Raw genomic sequence first — 14,823 nt, forward strand, 5'->3', positions numbered from 1 at the left:
GGGGATACGGCATGCTGAAACGAACGAGCCTGCGCATGCGGCTGACCGTATTGATGATCTGCCTGACGGCGCTGCCTGTCGTCACGGTCACATGGCTGGCGGCGAACAACACGCGAAGCTCGGTGGAAAAGGAAATCGTCGGCGCCGATACTTCGCGCATGCTGTGGGCGGATCAGTACATGAACGAGCTGATCGAACAGATCGACATTCTCTTCTACACGCTTCAGATCGATCAGGAGCTGATGCGAGGACTCGGCGACATCGATAATCCTGATCCCGTCGTCCAGTATAAGACGCAGGAGCTGCTGCGGGACAAGCTGACTTCGGCGTTTCACGCCAATTCGCGGAAGATCGACGATTTGACGCTATACATGCAGGCCTATCGGAAAGCGTTTACAGTCAACTATACGACCAGCGGACTGATTCGAACATTCGATATAAGCGCCAATGCGCCCTGGGCGCGAATCTCCCGCGGGCCGGTCAATATGTACTTCAAGCAGACGCCGGACGGCACGTACGCCTATCACGGCATCAACCGGTTCGAGGATCGCGCCTTAATCGGCGGCATATCCGTCCGCATCGATCGGGAGGTATGGCAGGAGGTCGGCCGGATCCTGCGTTCGGAGCCAGATAGCCTGGTGTACGTGCTGAACGACGAAGGCGAGCTGCTGTCGGGTTCCTCCGAGCTGCCGGACGACGCCCGGCTGGCGGAAGTGCTCAGAGGTCCGGCGCCGGCGTTCGCGGCATTGGAATTCCGGCGGACGGACCGCTACTTCGTGTTCGAGAAAAGGATCGGGGACGGGCAGCTCGCGGTGATCAAGGCTGTCCCGATCTCGTCGGTCAGCCGCAGCGCGCGGCCGACGATCGAGGCGGGCATCTGGACGGGCGCGCTGTTCGCGGCGGCGTCCGCATTGCTCTCGGTCCTCGTCTCGCTCGGCATCAGCCGCCCGATCGTCCGGCTCGCCCGGATGATGCGGACGACGCCCGTTCAGAGCTTCGAGTCGATGTCCGTCAGCAGCCGGGACGAGATCGGTCTGCTCGAACGCGGCTACAACTCGATGATGGAGCGGATCAGGCAGCTGATCGAAGACGAGTACGAGCGGGAGATCGAGGTGAAGGACGCGCAGCTGTTGGCGCTTCAGGCGCAGATCAATCCGCATTTTCTGAACAATACGCTCCATATGATCGGCGGCATGGCGCTCAAGAAGAAGGCACCCGAGATTTATGAGGTTACGCGGGTCATCGGGGATCTGCTGCGCTATGCGATCGGCTCCGAGGATCGGACCGTGCCGATCGCGGACGAACTGACCCATACCCGCAACTACTTGTTCATTCAGGAGCGGAGGTTTGCGGGCCGCTGCACGATCTCGCTGGAGACGGACCCGGAAGCGCTCGAAGGCCGGCTGCCGAAGTTTACGCTGCAGCCGATCGTCGAGAACGCCTTCGAGCACGGGCTTCAGCGCAAGACCGGCAGTTGGCGGCTGACGATCCGTATCGGGCGCATCGGCGGACGGATTGTCATGCTCGTTCAGGACGAGGGGGCAGGCATGCACGCGAACGATCTGCGCCGCATCAGAGCGGAGCTGCGCGCCGGCGGTACCAGGCGCCTGGGCGCAGGCGCTGGAGGAAGCGGAGGCGCAGGCGGAAGCGGAGGCGCTGGTGGAAGCGGAGGCGCGGCGCCGGATTCTGCGCCCGCAGGCGAACCGAGGCGAGGCCGCGGCATCGGGCTGCGCAACGTCGATGCCAGGCTCAAGCTGCAGTTCGGCGGGCGCTATGGGCTCCGCGTCTGGAGCAGCGCGGGCCAGGGAACGCTGGTAGCGATCGTCGCGCCGGCGGCTAACGAAGGAGGATACGGGAATGACGTATAGCGTGCTGATCGTCGACGATGAGCCGTGGTCGCGCGAGATCGTGAAGGACCTCGCGGATTGGGAAGGGCTGGGACTGACGGTCGCCGGCGAAGCCGAGGACGGAGAAGAAGGGCTGCGCCGCATCGGGGAGCTCGGGCCGGATATCGTCGTGACCGATATGCGGATGCCGGGCCTGTCCGGGACGGAGTTGCTCAACGAGCTTGGGGCGCGTTTTCCGGCGGCCAAGATCGTCGTTATGAGCGGCTATGACGACTTCGCGTATTTGAAGCAGGCGATCCGTTCGAAGGCGGTGGATTACTTGCTGAAGCCGCTCGATCCGGCTGAACTGAATGCTGCGCTGGCAGCCTGCGTCCGGGAGCTGGATGCGGCGCCGACCGCATTAACGATGACCGTGCCAAGCACGGGAAACGCAGCTCTTTCAGGCGCCGCATCGGACGAGCCTGCGCCGGAGAGCGGCGCGCCGTCGGGCGTGTGGAGGCTGCCGGCTGCGTTCGCCGATGCGGCCGTGCTGGAACGCTATGCGCTGGAAAAGCGCCGTATCCAAGCCAGCCTGCAGGAGCTGGATCGGGCGGGCATCGCGGCGGCTTATGCCGCGCTCGGCAGATACTTGGCGCGAGCGCTGTCGCAAGAGGAGCTGCAGGGGCTGCCTGCCCGGATGGCGCAGGATGCGCTGGCGCTGCTGGAGACGTTCTCATCCGAGCAAGGGATCGACATCGTTCCGATCTGGGGCGGGATCGAGGGGCGCCTCGGCCCGGGCTCCTCGCCGGAGGAAGCGGCAATGGCGCTGGCGGAGCGGCTCGGGGAAGCCGCCGATGCGGCCGCGAAGGCGATTCGCGGCCGTGCCCGGCTCGACCTGGACGAGATTCGCGCCCACATTGACGCGCATTTCGCCGGGGAGCTGACGCTGGAGTCGCTGTCGCACCGCTTTTTCGTCAGCAAGGAGCATCTCAGCCGCGCCTTCAAAGCGCATGTCGGCACGGGCGTTACCGACTACATTACGATGCGGCGCATGGTGTATGCGGAGGCGCTGCTGCGCGAAGGCAAGGTCTCGATCAAGCAGGCGGCCAAGCTTGCCGGCTACGAGGACCTGGCTTATTTCTACAGAGTGTTCAAGAAACGCTTCGGCATCTCGCCCGGCGAGCTGAGGAGCGGAGAATAGGAGGAGGATTCGCCTGGTATCCGTTTCATATTATCCGTTTCATATCAATATCGTCCAATAAGGAAAGCTAATTTTCTCGAATGTTTCCGCTTTCAATTCTCTCTATACTGAGCTTGCAGTCATTCGATAGAGGGGGTAACACCAGATGAAAAAAGCGCTATACGCCGCGTCCTCGATGACGCTCGCGGCTGCCATGCTGGCCGGCTGCGGCGGCAACGGCAACGACAATGCCTCTCCATCCGTCGCGCCGTCCGGCTCGGCGTCCGCCTCCGCCACAGCATCCGACTCGGGCGCCCAGGCTTCGCCGTCCGCGTCCGCGCAGGAACCGGCCCGCAAGGTCGAGCTCAAGGTTTTTATGAGCCTGCCGCGATTCAAAGACCAGTTCGACAAGTACTTCGAGCAATTCAAAGCCAAGGAGCTTGCGGACAAAAACGTCGACGTCACGATCAAGCTTGAGATGCCGAACTCCGATCAGGCCGGGCAGATTCTCAAGACTCGCCTTTCCTCCAACGACGCGCCCGATCTGTTCACGCTGCATGCGATTGCGGATATCCCGACCTTTTACAAAGCCGGATATTTAAGCGATTTATCCGACCAGCCGTATGTACCGAAGGTGTACGAGAGCGTGCGCAAGACGGTGACGTACGACGGCAAGGTGGTCGCGCTGCCGCTCGAAAGCCTGTCGTGGGGCTACCTGTACAATAAGAAAATGTTCGCCGACCTCGGCATTGCTCCGCCCCAAACGCTCGACGAAATGAAGGCCGCCGTGGAGAAAATCAAGACGACAAAAGCGGCGCCGTTCGAGCTGAGCTTCCAGGAGTCGTGGATTCCGCAGCTCATGATGGCCTTGTCGCTTGGCGGCATCGTGACCGCGGAGCATCCGGACTGGATCGAGAAGATGAACAAGGGCGAAGCGTCCTACGCCGACGTACAGGACGTATTCAACATTATCGACCTGATTATGGCGAACGGTACGGCAAAGCCGTTCGAGGTCGGCAGCGCCGCCGGCTCGACGGACTTCGCGAACGGCAAAGCCGCGATGTGGGTCATGGGACCGTGGCAGGCCGAGACGATCCTGAAGGCGAATCCCGACATGGAATTCGGCGTCGCGCCGCTGCCGGTAAGCAACGATCCGGCCGGCACGATGATCAACCTGGCTACCTCCACCTCGCTCGCCGTGTCGCCGACGAGCAAGAACAAGGACGTCGCGCTCGATCTGCTGAACTACATGCTCGACGACAACGATTCCTCCGCCCTGTTCGAGGAGCTGAAGTTCAACCCCGTCGCGGAAATGCACAAGTACGATACGTTCCCGTGGATTACCGAGGCGAGCTCGTACGTCGCCCAGGGCAAAGCTTACCTCGACCTGTCGCTGCCAAACGGCGTGACCGACGAGACCGCGAAGCTGCTGCAGAGCTACTACGCCAAGAGCGTGACCAAGGAGCAGATCATCAAGACGCTGGACCGCACATGGGCGAACGCCGTCAAGAACAGCAAGTGATCCCTTCCGGCTCCGTCCCGCGGCTTCGTCCGCGGCGCGGGGCCGGATCGGCTTCGCAGGCGAAGGAGGGATCTACGAGATGATCGACAGGCTCAGACTCAAACGGCACGGCATATTGCTGGCGTTCGTGCTCCCGGCGCTGCTGTTCTACGCGACATTTCTGCTCGCGCCGGCATTCGGCGGCATCTGGTACAGCCTGACCGACTGGAACGGCCTGAACCCGCTCTACGCGTTCGTCGGGCTGGACAATTACGCCGAGGCGCTGACGGAGGACCCGTCGTTCGGGCATGCCGTCTTTTTTACGCTCAAATACGTGCTCTTCATGGTCGTGCTGCAAAACGCGCTGGCCATTCTGGTCGCCGTGCTGATCGAATCGCGCGCGAAGACCAAAGCTGTTTTTCGCACCATTTTCTTCATGCCCAACATGCTCAGCATGATCATCGGCGGCTTCATGTGGATGTTCGTGTTCACGCGCGTGCTGCCGGAGCTGGCGATGCGCACCGGCCTGACCTTCCTCGACCGCTCGTGGATCGGCGACCCGTCTTTTTCCTTTTACGCGATTCTGATCGTCTCGCTGTGGGGCGGCGTCGGCTATCTGATGGTCATCTACATCGCCGCGCTGCAGGGCGTGCCGTCCTCGCTTAAGGAGGCCGCGGCCATCGATGGCGCCGGCGTCTGGCACACGTTCCGATACATCACGCTGCCGATGATTTACCCGGCGCTCACGATCGGCATTTTCCTCACGCTGAATTCGTCGTTCAAGGTGTTCGACGCGGTCTTCGCGCTGACGGGCGGCGGCCCGGGGCGAGAGACGCAGGTCATCGCGCTCAATATCTTCGAGGAGGCGTTCGGCTTCAGCAACCGGTACGGCTACGCAAGCGCGAAGGCAATGATCCTGTTCCTCATCGTGCTCGTCATCACGATCGTCCAGCTGCGGCTAATGAAGCGGCGGGAGGTGGAGGCATGAGCGCCCAGGGTCATGGCATTCGCTCGGAAGCAGGGCACGGGGCTTCTCGCGGCATTGGCACGACGCGGACCGGCAAGCGGCACGGCCGAAGCCTCCTGCCCGGCCTGCTTGCCCTGCTGATGCTGATCGTAGGCGCGGCTTTCACGCTGCTGCCCATTTACATGGGCGTGCTGAATTCGGTGAAGACGGAGGGCGAGATGCTAAACGGCATCCTCTCCTGGCCGCGGCACTTCGCTTGGAGCAACTACGCGGACGCCTACCGGAAAATTGACTTTTTGCGCAGCTTGGGCAATACGGCGGCCGTGACCGCGGTCGGGCTCGCGGGCATCGTGCTGTTCGCCGCGATGGCGGGCTACAAGCTGTCGCGTACGCCGGGCAAACTGAGCGGCTTTCTGTTCAGCTTGTTCGTGCTGTCCATGCTGATCCCTTTCCATTCCATCATGATCACGCTCGTTCGCATCGCCAAAAACCTGGCGGTCCAGGGCTCGACCGTCGGCCTCGGGCTCATCTATATCGGCCTCGGCGTGTCGATGGCGATCTTTCTCTACCATGGCTTCGTCAAGTCGATCCCGCGCGATCTCGACGAAGCGGCGGTCATCGACGGCTGCGGCGAGTTTCGGCTGTTTTTCTCCGTGATCCTGCCGCTGCTGCTGCCCGTCACCGCGACCGTCGCGATCCTGAACGCACTGTGGATGTGGAACGACTTTTTGCTGCCGCTGCTCATGCTCACCGACGCTTCGAGCTATACGCTGCTGCTGTCGACGAACATGCTGTTCGGCCAGTACGGCAACAACGACTGGTCCGCGATTCTGGCCTCGCTCGTGCTGGCGCTGCTGCCGGTCGTCGTGCTGTATTTGCTGCTTCAAAAATACATTCTGAACGGAATTGCGGACGGAGCGATTAAAGGATGAGCGAAAACATAACGGAAAATGCTTTGCGTGGCGGCGTAGGCGATGTGTACGGCTACGTGCGAGCGGACGGCAAAGTATTGCGCAACGGCCGCGGCGAGGAGATCCTCCTGCGCGGCGTCGGATTCGGCAGTTGGCTGCTGCCGGAGGGCTATATGTGGCGCTTCCCGGATGGGGGCGACCGCCCGCGGCGGATCGAGCGGATGATCCGCGAGCTGGTCGGCGAGGAGAAGGCGGCGCGCTTCTGGGCACTGTATTACGACCGGTATGTCGCCGAAGCCGATATCGCGCGGATCGCGGCGGAGGGCTTCAACTCCGTGCGGGTGCCGCTTCTGGCGCGCACGCTGCTGGAGGAAGGCGAGCCGGTACGGTTCAAGCCGGACATGATCGCGCGCATCGACCGGGTCGTTCGCTGGTGCGAGCAATACGGTCTCTATGTCATTCTGGACCTGCACGGCGCGCCGGGCGGGCAGACGGGCACGAATATCGACGATTCGGAGCGCGATCTGCCGGAGCTGTTCCTGGACGCGGCGAACCGCGTGCGCACGGTGACGCTGTGGCGCCTGCTGGCGGAGCGGTATCGCGACGAATGGATCGTCGCCGGCTACGATCTGCTGAACGAGCCGCTGCCGGAATGGTTTGCGGCGCACAACGACAGCGTGATGCCGTTCTACGAGGAGGTTATCGCCGCCATCCGAGAAGTGGACGACCGGCATATGATCATCCTTGAGGGCGTCCACTGGGCGACCGACTGGTCGATTTTCGACGCGCTTCCGGACGACAACGTGCTGCTGCAGTTTCACAAGTACTGGAACGCGCCGGACACCGCCAGCATCCAGGTCTATCTCGAGCATCGCGAGCGGCTGAATGCGCCGCTGTTCATGGGCGAGGGCGGCGAGAACAACAAGGACTGGTACGCGGGGGCCTTCCGTCTTTTCGAGGATCACGATATCTCATGGAACTTCTGGACGTGGAAAAAGATGGACACCGGCAACTCGCCCTGCTCGATTCGACGCCCCGAGGGCTGGGACCTGCTCGTACGGTATTTGGAAGGCGGCGATAAGCCGGCACCTGATGATGCGGAGCGCATTCTGTGGGCGTATCTCGACAATCTGCCGATCGAGCGCTGCGACTACGAGCCTGCCGTCGTGCGTTCGCTGTTCTTGCGCGCGCCGGTTCGCATACCTGCCGTTTTCTACGGGTACGAGGGGGAGGGCAAGAGCTTCGGCTTGGCGCGCAGCCTGACGGAAAGGGATACGATATCGCAGCCCGCATTCGGCTCCGGCGCGCAGGTCGAAGGTTTCCGCGCCGAAGACGGCACGGATATCCGCTTTGTCGTCCCGGGACGGACGGCGCCGAACTTCCAGCATGGCGGCGGTGAGGAATGGCGGGAGGACGAGTGGATGTACGTGACGCTCAGGCCCGGCGAATGGCTGGCTTACGGCTGCGAGGCAGCGGCCCCACGAGGGACTGCTGTCGGCAGCGCAACCGGAAAAAGCGCGATCCGTCTGCGCGTGCAGAGCGAAGGCGGCGGCAAGCTGCACGTCTCCGATGGGCGCGACGCATCTGCGACGACCGTTGAGTGGGCGGAGGACGGCTGGCACACGGTAACTGCGAAGCTCGAGCGTGCCGGGCTTCCGGGTGACGCCGTCCGGCATATGGTGATCAAGGCTGCCGATCGCCCGATAGGCGTCGCGTGGCTTGAGTTGTTGGATTAAATGGCAGGCTGTCGTTTCTCTTCCGAGAGGCGGCGGCTTTTTTGATTGAAGGCAGAATTGAGTGGCGGGCCGAGATTCATTACAATAGAGGCAGAGAAGCGTTCGCTGTCTGAGAGGCGAGACGAGACTGGGAGGCGTGAGGATGAGCACAGCTCCGACGAAGCAGCAATGGAAGGAACTGTACGAAGCTGCGGAGCGTTACAAAGAGGCAGGTATCTGGAGATGGCTGTCCAACGGCCACCTGTTCGGCGTCCGGGATCCGGCGTCGGGCGAGATCGGCTACTGCTGCGTTTTCGGCAACGGCGGCGAGATGTTCGGCCTTGCCGTATACATGGGCGCCGAGGGGCTGCGGACGATCGTGGATATGCTCGCGGGCGAACTGGACGAGGATCCGATATTCAGCCAGCACTGCCTGCTGTTCTCGCTGGACGACAGAGCGGAGCTCGATCCCGCGGAGTACAAACGCATCAAGCAGCTGGGACTTAGCTATCGCGGCAAAAAAAGCTGGCCGACGTTCCGGCTGCACGAGCCTGGCTATATGCCCTGGCCGGAGCTGACGTCGGCGCAGGTCGTCTATTTTGCGCAAGCCCTGGAGCAGGCCGTGCTTGTCGGACAGGCGTTCCAACACAATCCCGACGGGCTGATCGACGGGGATAAGGACGTGTATTTGATTCGGGAAACGCGTCCTTCGGCGGAGGGCGAGCGCGAATGGTACGACGCATGGCTGGCGCCGGAGGCGCCGCAATCGGAGGAAAGGCGGCCTGCTGCAGCCGTGCCGCTGAATGAGCTCCGAATCGCCAAGGCTCTCAAGGGAGTCAGAACCAGAGGAGGCGTCTGGGAAGCCGACAGCTTCTACATGGCGATGCCGATTCAGGAGGAAGAGCGGCCCTTTTACCCGAAGATGACGCTCATTGTGGATCAATCGACGGGCCAGATCCTGAAGTTTGCGCTGAGCAAGGGCGTAGAAGCAGCCGCCGCGGCAGCTGAAAATCTGTTGACGCTGGTCGAAGAGCAGCGGATGCTTCCGCAGGAGCTGTGGGTAGGCAGCGAGGCTGCGGGTGATGCGCTGCTGCCGCTCGCCGAAGCGCTGAAGCTGGAGCTGTTATGGTCTCCCGAGCTGCCCGCTTTGTCCGAGGCGCGCGCGGCGATGGAGCAGCGATTCGGTTAGACTGTCGGAGCAAACGAAGGCCGTCTCCCCTATAACGGGAAACGGCCTGTTTTCCTATTCGGGAAACTTGCGCTCGGACGACGAATCATCCTTACTGTCCGGTTTGTTCGCTTCGTCCCGGTTCTCGATGCCGAGATCCTCGACCGGGATCGCATCGACGTTGCGTTCGCTCAGGAAGCTGTCGAAGAGGCTTTCCTTGTCCGTCGGATACTGCTCGGGATGATCGCGTTCCGTTTGGGCGCCGGCGCCGGGCTTGTCCAAGTCCGGCGGCCGCTCGAATTCGTTCATGCGAATCTCCTCCTTTGCGTATGCCGACTTTTCCCCTTCAAGGGAGCGATTGAAACAAGCGGGCCTTCAAGCCCGCAAGCCTTTGTTGTCTGTTTCGCCCGATTGTCGCGAACGGGCACGCCTCGCCGCTACAGCCGCTCCAGCGGCTTCTTGGCCGGGCCGTTCACCACTTCGCCGGAGAAGGTGAACCGCGAGCCGTGGCAGGGGCAGTCCCACGTGCGGTCGCCCGCGTTCCACTCCGTCTCGCACCCCATATGCGTACAGGTCGTGTCGACGACGTGCAGCTTGCCCTCATGGTCGCGGTAGGCGCCGCATCTGCGGCCGCGGATGCGCACGGCCGCGCCTTCGTCGAGTCCGAGTTCCTCGGGGTCTTTCTTGAGCCACTCCAGCTTTCCCTTTACGAAGTGGTAGGCGACATCGGCCGTCTCCTTCACAAGCGTCCCCATGTCCGGATCCGCTTGGAAGCGAGACGGTCCGAACAACTCCGCGTAAGGATTATCGCGGTCGAGCAGCAGGTCTGCCAGCAGCCGCCCTGCGACCGCGCTCGACGTCATTCCCCATTTGCGGTAACCGGTCGCGACGAGCAGATTGGGCGTGCCCTCCCGGGCGAGACCGATATACGGTATCTTGTCGAGCGTTACGAGATCGTGCGTAGACCACCGGTAGCGTATCTCATCCACGCCGAACGCATCCTCCGCGAACCGCTTCAGCGCTTCATAGTGTTCGATCGTGCATTCGCCCTGCCCGGTCTTGTGCGATTCGCCGCCGATCAGCAGCAGCTTTTCGCCGTTGTAGGTAACCTCGCGTATCGAGCGCTTCGGCTCGTTCGCCGTGATGTACATGCCGCCCGGATAATCGTAAGGAGATTTGATCGCGATAACGTACGAGCTCTCGGCATGCAGCCGCGCGAAATAGAAGCCGTTGTCGAAGAACGGGAAATGCGAGCAGGCCGCGACCGAATCGCAGGTCACCGTATTGCCGTCCTTCGTCGTGACCTTGGCCGGTTCTCCGTCGTGGAACTTGTCCATCGTCGTTTCTTCGAAAATTTCGCCGCCCAGCCGCACGATTTCATTGGCCAGAAAAGCGGCGTACGGCGTCGGATGAAACCGGGCCTGCCGCTTCATCGATAGCGCCGCGGTTGCGCCGAACGGCAGCGTCAGCGTATCGTAGCGTTCGCCGGGAATACCGAGCTGCTGGTAGGCCGCGTATTCCTTCTCGATCTTGTGGAGTCCTTCCTCGCGCGTCGCGTAGACGACGGCATCTTCGTCGACGAAGTCGCAATCGATGCCATGTTCGGCGACCAGGCTGCGCATGAACGCGAGCGCGCCTGCGTTGGCCTCGTAATATAATCTTGCTTTCTCCTCGCCGAAATGGGCGATTAACTCGTCGTAAATGAGATCGTGCTGAGCCGTGATTTTAGCGGTCGTATAGCCCGTCGTGCCGCTGAGCAGCCTGTCTGCCGTCAACAGAGCGACGCGGCGGCCTTCCTTGGCGAGCAGATAAGCGGTCGTGAGGCCGGTAATGCCGCCGCCGACGACGGCGAACTCGGTCTCGAGATCGCGCGTGAGCTTCGGGAAGGCGGGAAGCTCCGCCGTCCGGCGCCAATAGGATTCGGGATATTCGGGCAGCTGCATGGCAATTTCCTCCTCGCATGGACGTGTTATCCTCATCATTCCTTTTTACACGCAAAAAGATACGATGCCCCAATGCAATCGCACATAAGCTGAAAGGAGGAGAGGGAGAGGGGGCGGGTTGGATGGCCATTCGGCCGAAGGCACTGGTGAAGGGAGATACGGTGGGCGTCGTCACGCTCGGGAGTCCGCTTGCGCGGGAGACGATCGACGCAAGGGTTCGTTATTTGACTCAAATGGGTCTGAACGTCGTCGTCGGGCGCCACGTGTACGATGAAGACGGCTACCTGGCAGGGACGGACGAGGAGCGGGCGTCGGATCTGATGTCGATGTTCGCGGACGACCGGATCAGGCTGATCCTGCCGACGCGCGGGGGCGTCGGGGTGGAGGGGATTCTGCCTTATCTGGATTACGACTACATCCGCGCGCATCCCAAGATCGTGTCCGGTTACAGCGATATTACGGTGCTGCTCAATACGCTCGCTCAGCTGGCAGAGCTTGTCGCGCTGCACAGTCTGCTGCTTATCGACTTCAAGCCGGAAACGCCGGCATATAACTTCGAGCAGTTTTACGCGGCAACCTCGTCGCTTATCGTTCCAAGGCCCATCGCGAATCCGCCCGGCATGCCGATTCTGCCGCTTGTATCCGGCGTCGTCTCGGGACCGCTTGCGGGCGGCAATCTGACGTCGCTCACGGGCTCGCTTGGCACGCCGTACGAGATCGACACCCGTGGCAAAATATTGCTGCTCGAGGAGACGCACGAGCCGGTAAACACCGTCTACCGCTACGTCGAGCAATTGAAGCTTGCGGGCAAGCTCGACGACTGCGCGGGCATCGTGATGGGCGGCTGTCACGAATGTCCGGACGCGTACGGCCGGACCTATGCCGACCTCATTCGCGATGTGCTCATGCCGCTGGGCAAGCCGCTGATCGCCGGATTTGCGAGCGGACACGACATCTACAAGGCAGCCGTGCCGATCGGCGCCCGAGCGCGTCTCGATGCTGGGGCCGGGACGCTGACGCTGCTCGAGCCGGCTGTGTCCGTGTAGCATTGTGCACGAAGAGAGCCGGCACCCGAGGGGGTGCCGGCTCCTTAGCGTTATTTTAAAAGAAAGTGCTAGTTTGTCTTAAAGAAGAATCAAGGAATGAACTGCTGCACAATGCGCACGATCTTGCCGTCGACCACCGTGATGTAATAGGGGAAATTCCCCATCAGTTCCTGATTTTCCCTGCTGAACAGCGAGCGAAGCTTCGCGATGCTGATCGGCTCGTTTTCCACGATATCCGCGTCGTCCCAGCTGCCGGAACGGTTGTAAATCTGCATCAGCACCTGTACGTCGGCTGCGACGGGAAGCGTGTACGTCTTCTTTTCCTCATTCAGAATGTAGTATCCGTCCGGCGCCTGGTCCATGCCGGCATCCGGCTCCTGCTGACGGAATACCCGGTCGGCCTCCGCGCCTTGCAGGAACTGAATATAGTCGACGGTCACATAAGTGACGCCGTCCATCGAAGTGATCTTGCTAATATAAGCGGGATACGAGGGGGCCGATGCATGATTGATCGCTTCGATGCCATTTTCCTCTGCGACGGCAGTCTCCTGCTTGTCGCTCACGCCCGACACGCTGAGCGGAATCAGGCAGATACCCAACAATACGACACACAGCAACAGTTTGCGCATCGGTTCAGCCCCTCTCTCCGGTTAAATACAGGTGTTATGTATCAATATTATTTAGACAATTAGTAGACGTTTTAAACAGGCGTTTTGTTGCCGGGAAAAAGAGGCTCTAGGGCTTATATTTTTGGAAATATTTCCGGGGAAATTCGACAGGGGCACAAACATGCGCTTAAAAAAAGCCAGGTCTGCGCCTGGGCTTATGTCGAGCCAAGTCCGGACATGCGTCTGTTCTGGGCAGAACGGCTCTGGTGCTATATTTCAAATGAAAAATATACGCATGGGTTTATTTCGCCATACTTATTCCTCTGACGACGATCGGTTATTTGACTGCAATGCAAATCGAGCTCTTTATTCTGCTCCTGATGTGGGCGCCGGGACTGTCCTCCATTTTCACCCGTTTGCTGCTGCGCGAAGGCCTAGCGGATATCTCCCTGCGGATCAAGGGACCGCAGATTCGGAAAACGTTGCCTTTTATACTACTGTTTCCGGTAGCGATAGGGATTGTTGCTTATGGGATAGCCTGGGCCGCTGGTCTGGTTCAGTTCGTCACGCCGGACTCGTTTATTAAGGCTTCGCCTATTGTTACGTTTGCAGCGCTGCTCGTCATGCAAATGGTTGTCGGAACGCTAGTGGGTCTGATCGGCAGCGCGGGGGAGGAGCTTGGCTGGCGGGGCTATATGCTTACCCGGCTGATCGACGCGCGCGTTCCTTATCCGATGCTGACCAGCGGGATCATCTGGGGGCTGTGGCATCTGCCCGTGATTTTAGCCGGCAATTATTATTCCGGCCCCTATCCGGCGCTTTCCGTTCTACTATTTATGATCACGATCACTTCCTTCAGCTTTATCATCGGGGGACTGCGTCTGGCAACCGGAAGCGTATGGCCTGCCATCTTTTTGCATGCGTCATGGAACGCCGTGATTCAAGACGTTTTCGACGCTTCTTCAGGCGGGAAGAATGCGTTGTTGTGGACCGGGGAATCCGGGATTTTAGTGGCGCTCGCGTTGCTCGCGGCGGCGTGGATTGTTTCGAGGAGAGCGGTGGACGCAGAGCGGATGCAGAGGAAGGGACAGCTACGGGCGTAGGAAAAACGGTCAAAAACGCTTAACCAGGAGATGAGCGCGTAAGTGGAAATGAAGGAACTCGAGAGATTGTTTAATGAACGTTTTCCCCATTGGAAAGTTTACTATGATCAAAGTGGCATAGCGACTTGGGTCAGCATGAATGACGGTAACTATTACTTTGAAATTGAGATCGTACCCCATATGGGGGTAGGCGTTACCGATAGGCGAAATCTGGAGGAAATCGATTTTAGCGGTCACGATGAAGCTTTTCAATCGATTCGTGAAGCATTGGACTACATTGATCGAAAAGTCGCCAGTAATATGCAAGGTTCTCATTCGTCCTTGATTGGCTAAATGCCTTTCGAGGTTCTTTTTTGGGGGGCTTGAAGAAATGGGAGGATTGGATTTGTTAAATACAATGAAGCAGCTCATCGCTTCTTATCCTTTAGAAGAGATTTACTGGTCAGGCGTAGTCGATCCTTGTGAGGATGGTTTTATTGAATTTACGGGACTGGGCGGCTATCTCTTCCTCGAATTTGACAAACGCCTCGTTAAAATACAACAAGTCGAACAATATTCCAGGCTTCGCATTACGGAGGCTGCGGATTTTACTTTGGATCTTGATCTTGCGGGAATGGAGTCGGCCAAAGCTCGGATTAGTGCCTTAATATTCGATAATCCCCTTCACCGTAATGGAGTGAGGCGCTTTTTCTGGATCCCGGCTACTTGACGATTAATATCGGCGGTCCGGCAGTAGAACGTGCATGGAGAAGCGGTATCGAGGATATCGGACGTTTGTCTTCAATAGTGATTGAGGTTTAAGGAATACTTATAACGCTCCCTACGACGAATTCGGATGCATAGCGTCCATACTCG

Annotated in this window: 14 protein-coding genes; 11 read left to right on the plus strand and 3 right to left on the minus strand. The window is 60.1% G+C overall.

Going from position 1 to position 14,823, the window contains the following annotated elements:
- Window positions 1–11 precede the first annotated feature (11 nt).
- From KB449_RS03200 to KB449_RS03230, 7 genes are all read left to right on the plus strand, one after another.
- On the plus strand, window positions 12–1,868 hold the full coding sequence (locus KB449_RS03200; RefSeq protein WP_282906981.1) for a sensor histidine kinase: 1,857 nt from the start codon (window positions 12–14) through the stop codon (window positions 1,866–1,868).
- On the plus strand, window positions 1,858–3,027 hold the full coding sequence (locus KB449_RS03205; RefSeq protein WP_282906982.1) for a response regulator transcription factor: 1,170 nt from the start codon (window positions 1,858–1,860) through the stop codon (window positions 3,025–3,027). Before KB449_RS03200 ends, KB449_RS03205 begins: the two co-directional genes overlap by 11 nt.
- Before the next feature lie 145 nt (window positions 3,028–3,172).
- On the plus strand, window positions 3,173–4,528 hold the full coding sequence (locus tag KB449_RS03210; RefSeq protein ID WP_282906983.1) for an ABC transporter substrate-binding protein: 1,356 nt from the start codon (window positions 3,173–3,175) through the stop codon (window positions 4,526–4,528).
- Window positions 4,529–4,607: 79 nt separating this feature from the next.
- A complete protein-coding gene (locus tag KB449_RS03215; protein WP_282906984.1) occupies window positions 4,608–5,495 on the plus strand; it encodes a carbohydrate ABC transporter permease in 888 nt (295 codons plus the stop codon).
- A gap of 119 nt (window positions 5,496–5,614) precedes the next feature.
- The gene (locus KB449_RS03220) at window positions 5,615–6,406 is read left to right on the plus strand and encodes a carbohydrate ABC transporter permease (protein WP_282912726.1); all 792 of its coding nucleotides are present in this window, start codon (window positions 5,615–5,617) and stop codon (window positions 6,404–6,406) included.
- Window positions 6,403–8,121 carry a glycoside hydrolase family 5 protein gene (locus tag KB449_RS03225; RefSeq protein WP_282906985.1) on the plus strand — a complete coding sequence of 573 codons (1,719 nt, stop codon included), beginning with the start codon at window positions 6,403–6,405 and terminating at the stop codon, window positions 8,119–8,121. The genes KB449_RS03220 and KB449_RS03225 overlap by 4 nt, the downstream gene beginning before the upstream one ends.
- Before the next feature lie 142 nt (window positions 8,122–8,263).
- Window positions 8,264–9,289 carry a DUF7309 domain-containing protein gene (locus KB449_RS03230; protein ID WP_282906986.1) on the plus strand — a complete coding sequence of 342 codons (1,026 nt, stop codon included), beginning with the start codon at window positions 8,264–8,266 and terminating at the stop codon, window positions 9,287–9,289.
- 54 nt (window positions 9,290–9,343) lie between these two features.
- Here the strand turns inward: KB449_RS03230 and KB449_RS03235 are convergent, their stop codons facing one another.
- Entirely contained in the window at window positions 9,344–9,577 is a 234-nt protein-coding gene (locus tag KB449_RS03235) for a hypothetical protein (protein ID WP_282906987.1), read from the minus strand.
- Between the two features lie 128 nt (window positions 9,578–9,705).
- Window positions 9,706–11,211 carry an FAD-dependent oxidoreductase gene (locus KB449_RS03240; protein WP_282906988.1) on the minus strand — a complete coding sequence of 502 codons (1,506 nt, stop codon included), beginning with the start codon at window positions 11,209–11,211 and terminating at the stop codon, window positions 9,706–9,708.
- Between the two features lie 122 nt (window positions 11,212–11,333).
- Between KB449_RS03240 and KB449_RS03245 the strand changes: the two genes are divergently transcribed.
- Window positions 11,334–12,257, plus strand: a complete 924-nt coding sequence (locus KB449_RS03245) for a S66 peptidase family protein (protein WP_282906989.1) — start codon at window positions 11,334–11,336, stop codon at window positions 12,255–12,257.
- Between the two features lie 89 nt (window positions 12,258–12,346).
- Here the strand turns inward: KB449_RS03245 and KB449_RS03250 are convergent, their stop codons facing one another.
- A complete protein-coding gene (locus KB449_RS03250; protein ID WP_282906990.1) occupies window positions 12,347–12,886 on the minus strand; it encodes a hypothetical protein in 540 nt (179 codons plus the stop codon).
- A 329-nt stretch (window positions 12,887–13,215) separates the two neighbouring features.
- Here KB449_RS03250 and KB449_RS03255 point away from each other — a divergent pair, with 329 nt between their 5' ends.
- The 3 genes from KB449_RS03255 to KB449_RS03265 are packed head-to-tail and all read left to right on the plus strand — an operon-like array spanning window position 13,216 to window position 14,677.
- Window positions 13,216–13,968 (plus strand): CPBP family intramembrane glutamic endopeptidase, encoded by a 753-nt coding sequence (locus KB449_RS03255; protein ID WP_282912727.1) that lies wholly within the window; start codon window positions 13,216–13,218, stop codon window positions 13,966–13,968.
- Window positions 13,969–14,010: 42 nt separating this feature from the next.
- On the plus strand, window positions 14,011–14,301 hold the full coding sequence (locus KB449_RS03260; RefSeq protein ID WP_282906991.1) for a hypothetical protein: 291 nt from the start codon (window positions 14,011–14,013) through the stop codon (window positions 14,299–14,301).
- 37 nt (window positions 14,302–14,338) lie between these two features.
- On the plus strand, window positions 14,339–14,677 hold the full coding sequence (locus KB449_RS03265; RefSeq protein ID WP_282906992.1) for a hypothetical protein: 339 nt from the start codon (window positions 14,339–14,341) through the stop codon (window positions 14,675–14,677).
- The last annotated feature ends 146 nt before the right edge of the window (window positions 14,678–14,823 follow it).

The organism is Cohnella hashimotonis (assembly GCF_030014955.1).
In the GTDB taxonomy this organism is placed as follows: domain Bacteria; phylum Bacillota; class Bacilli; order Paenibacillales; family Paenibacillaceae; genus Cohnella; species Cohnella hashimotonis.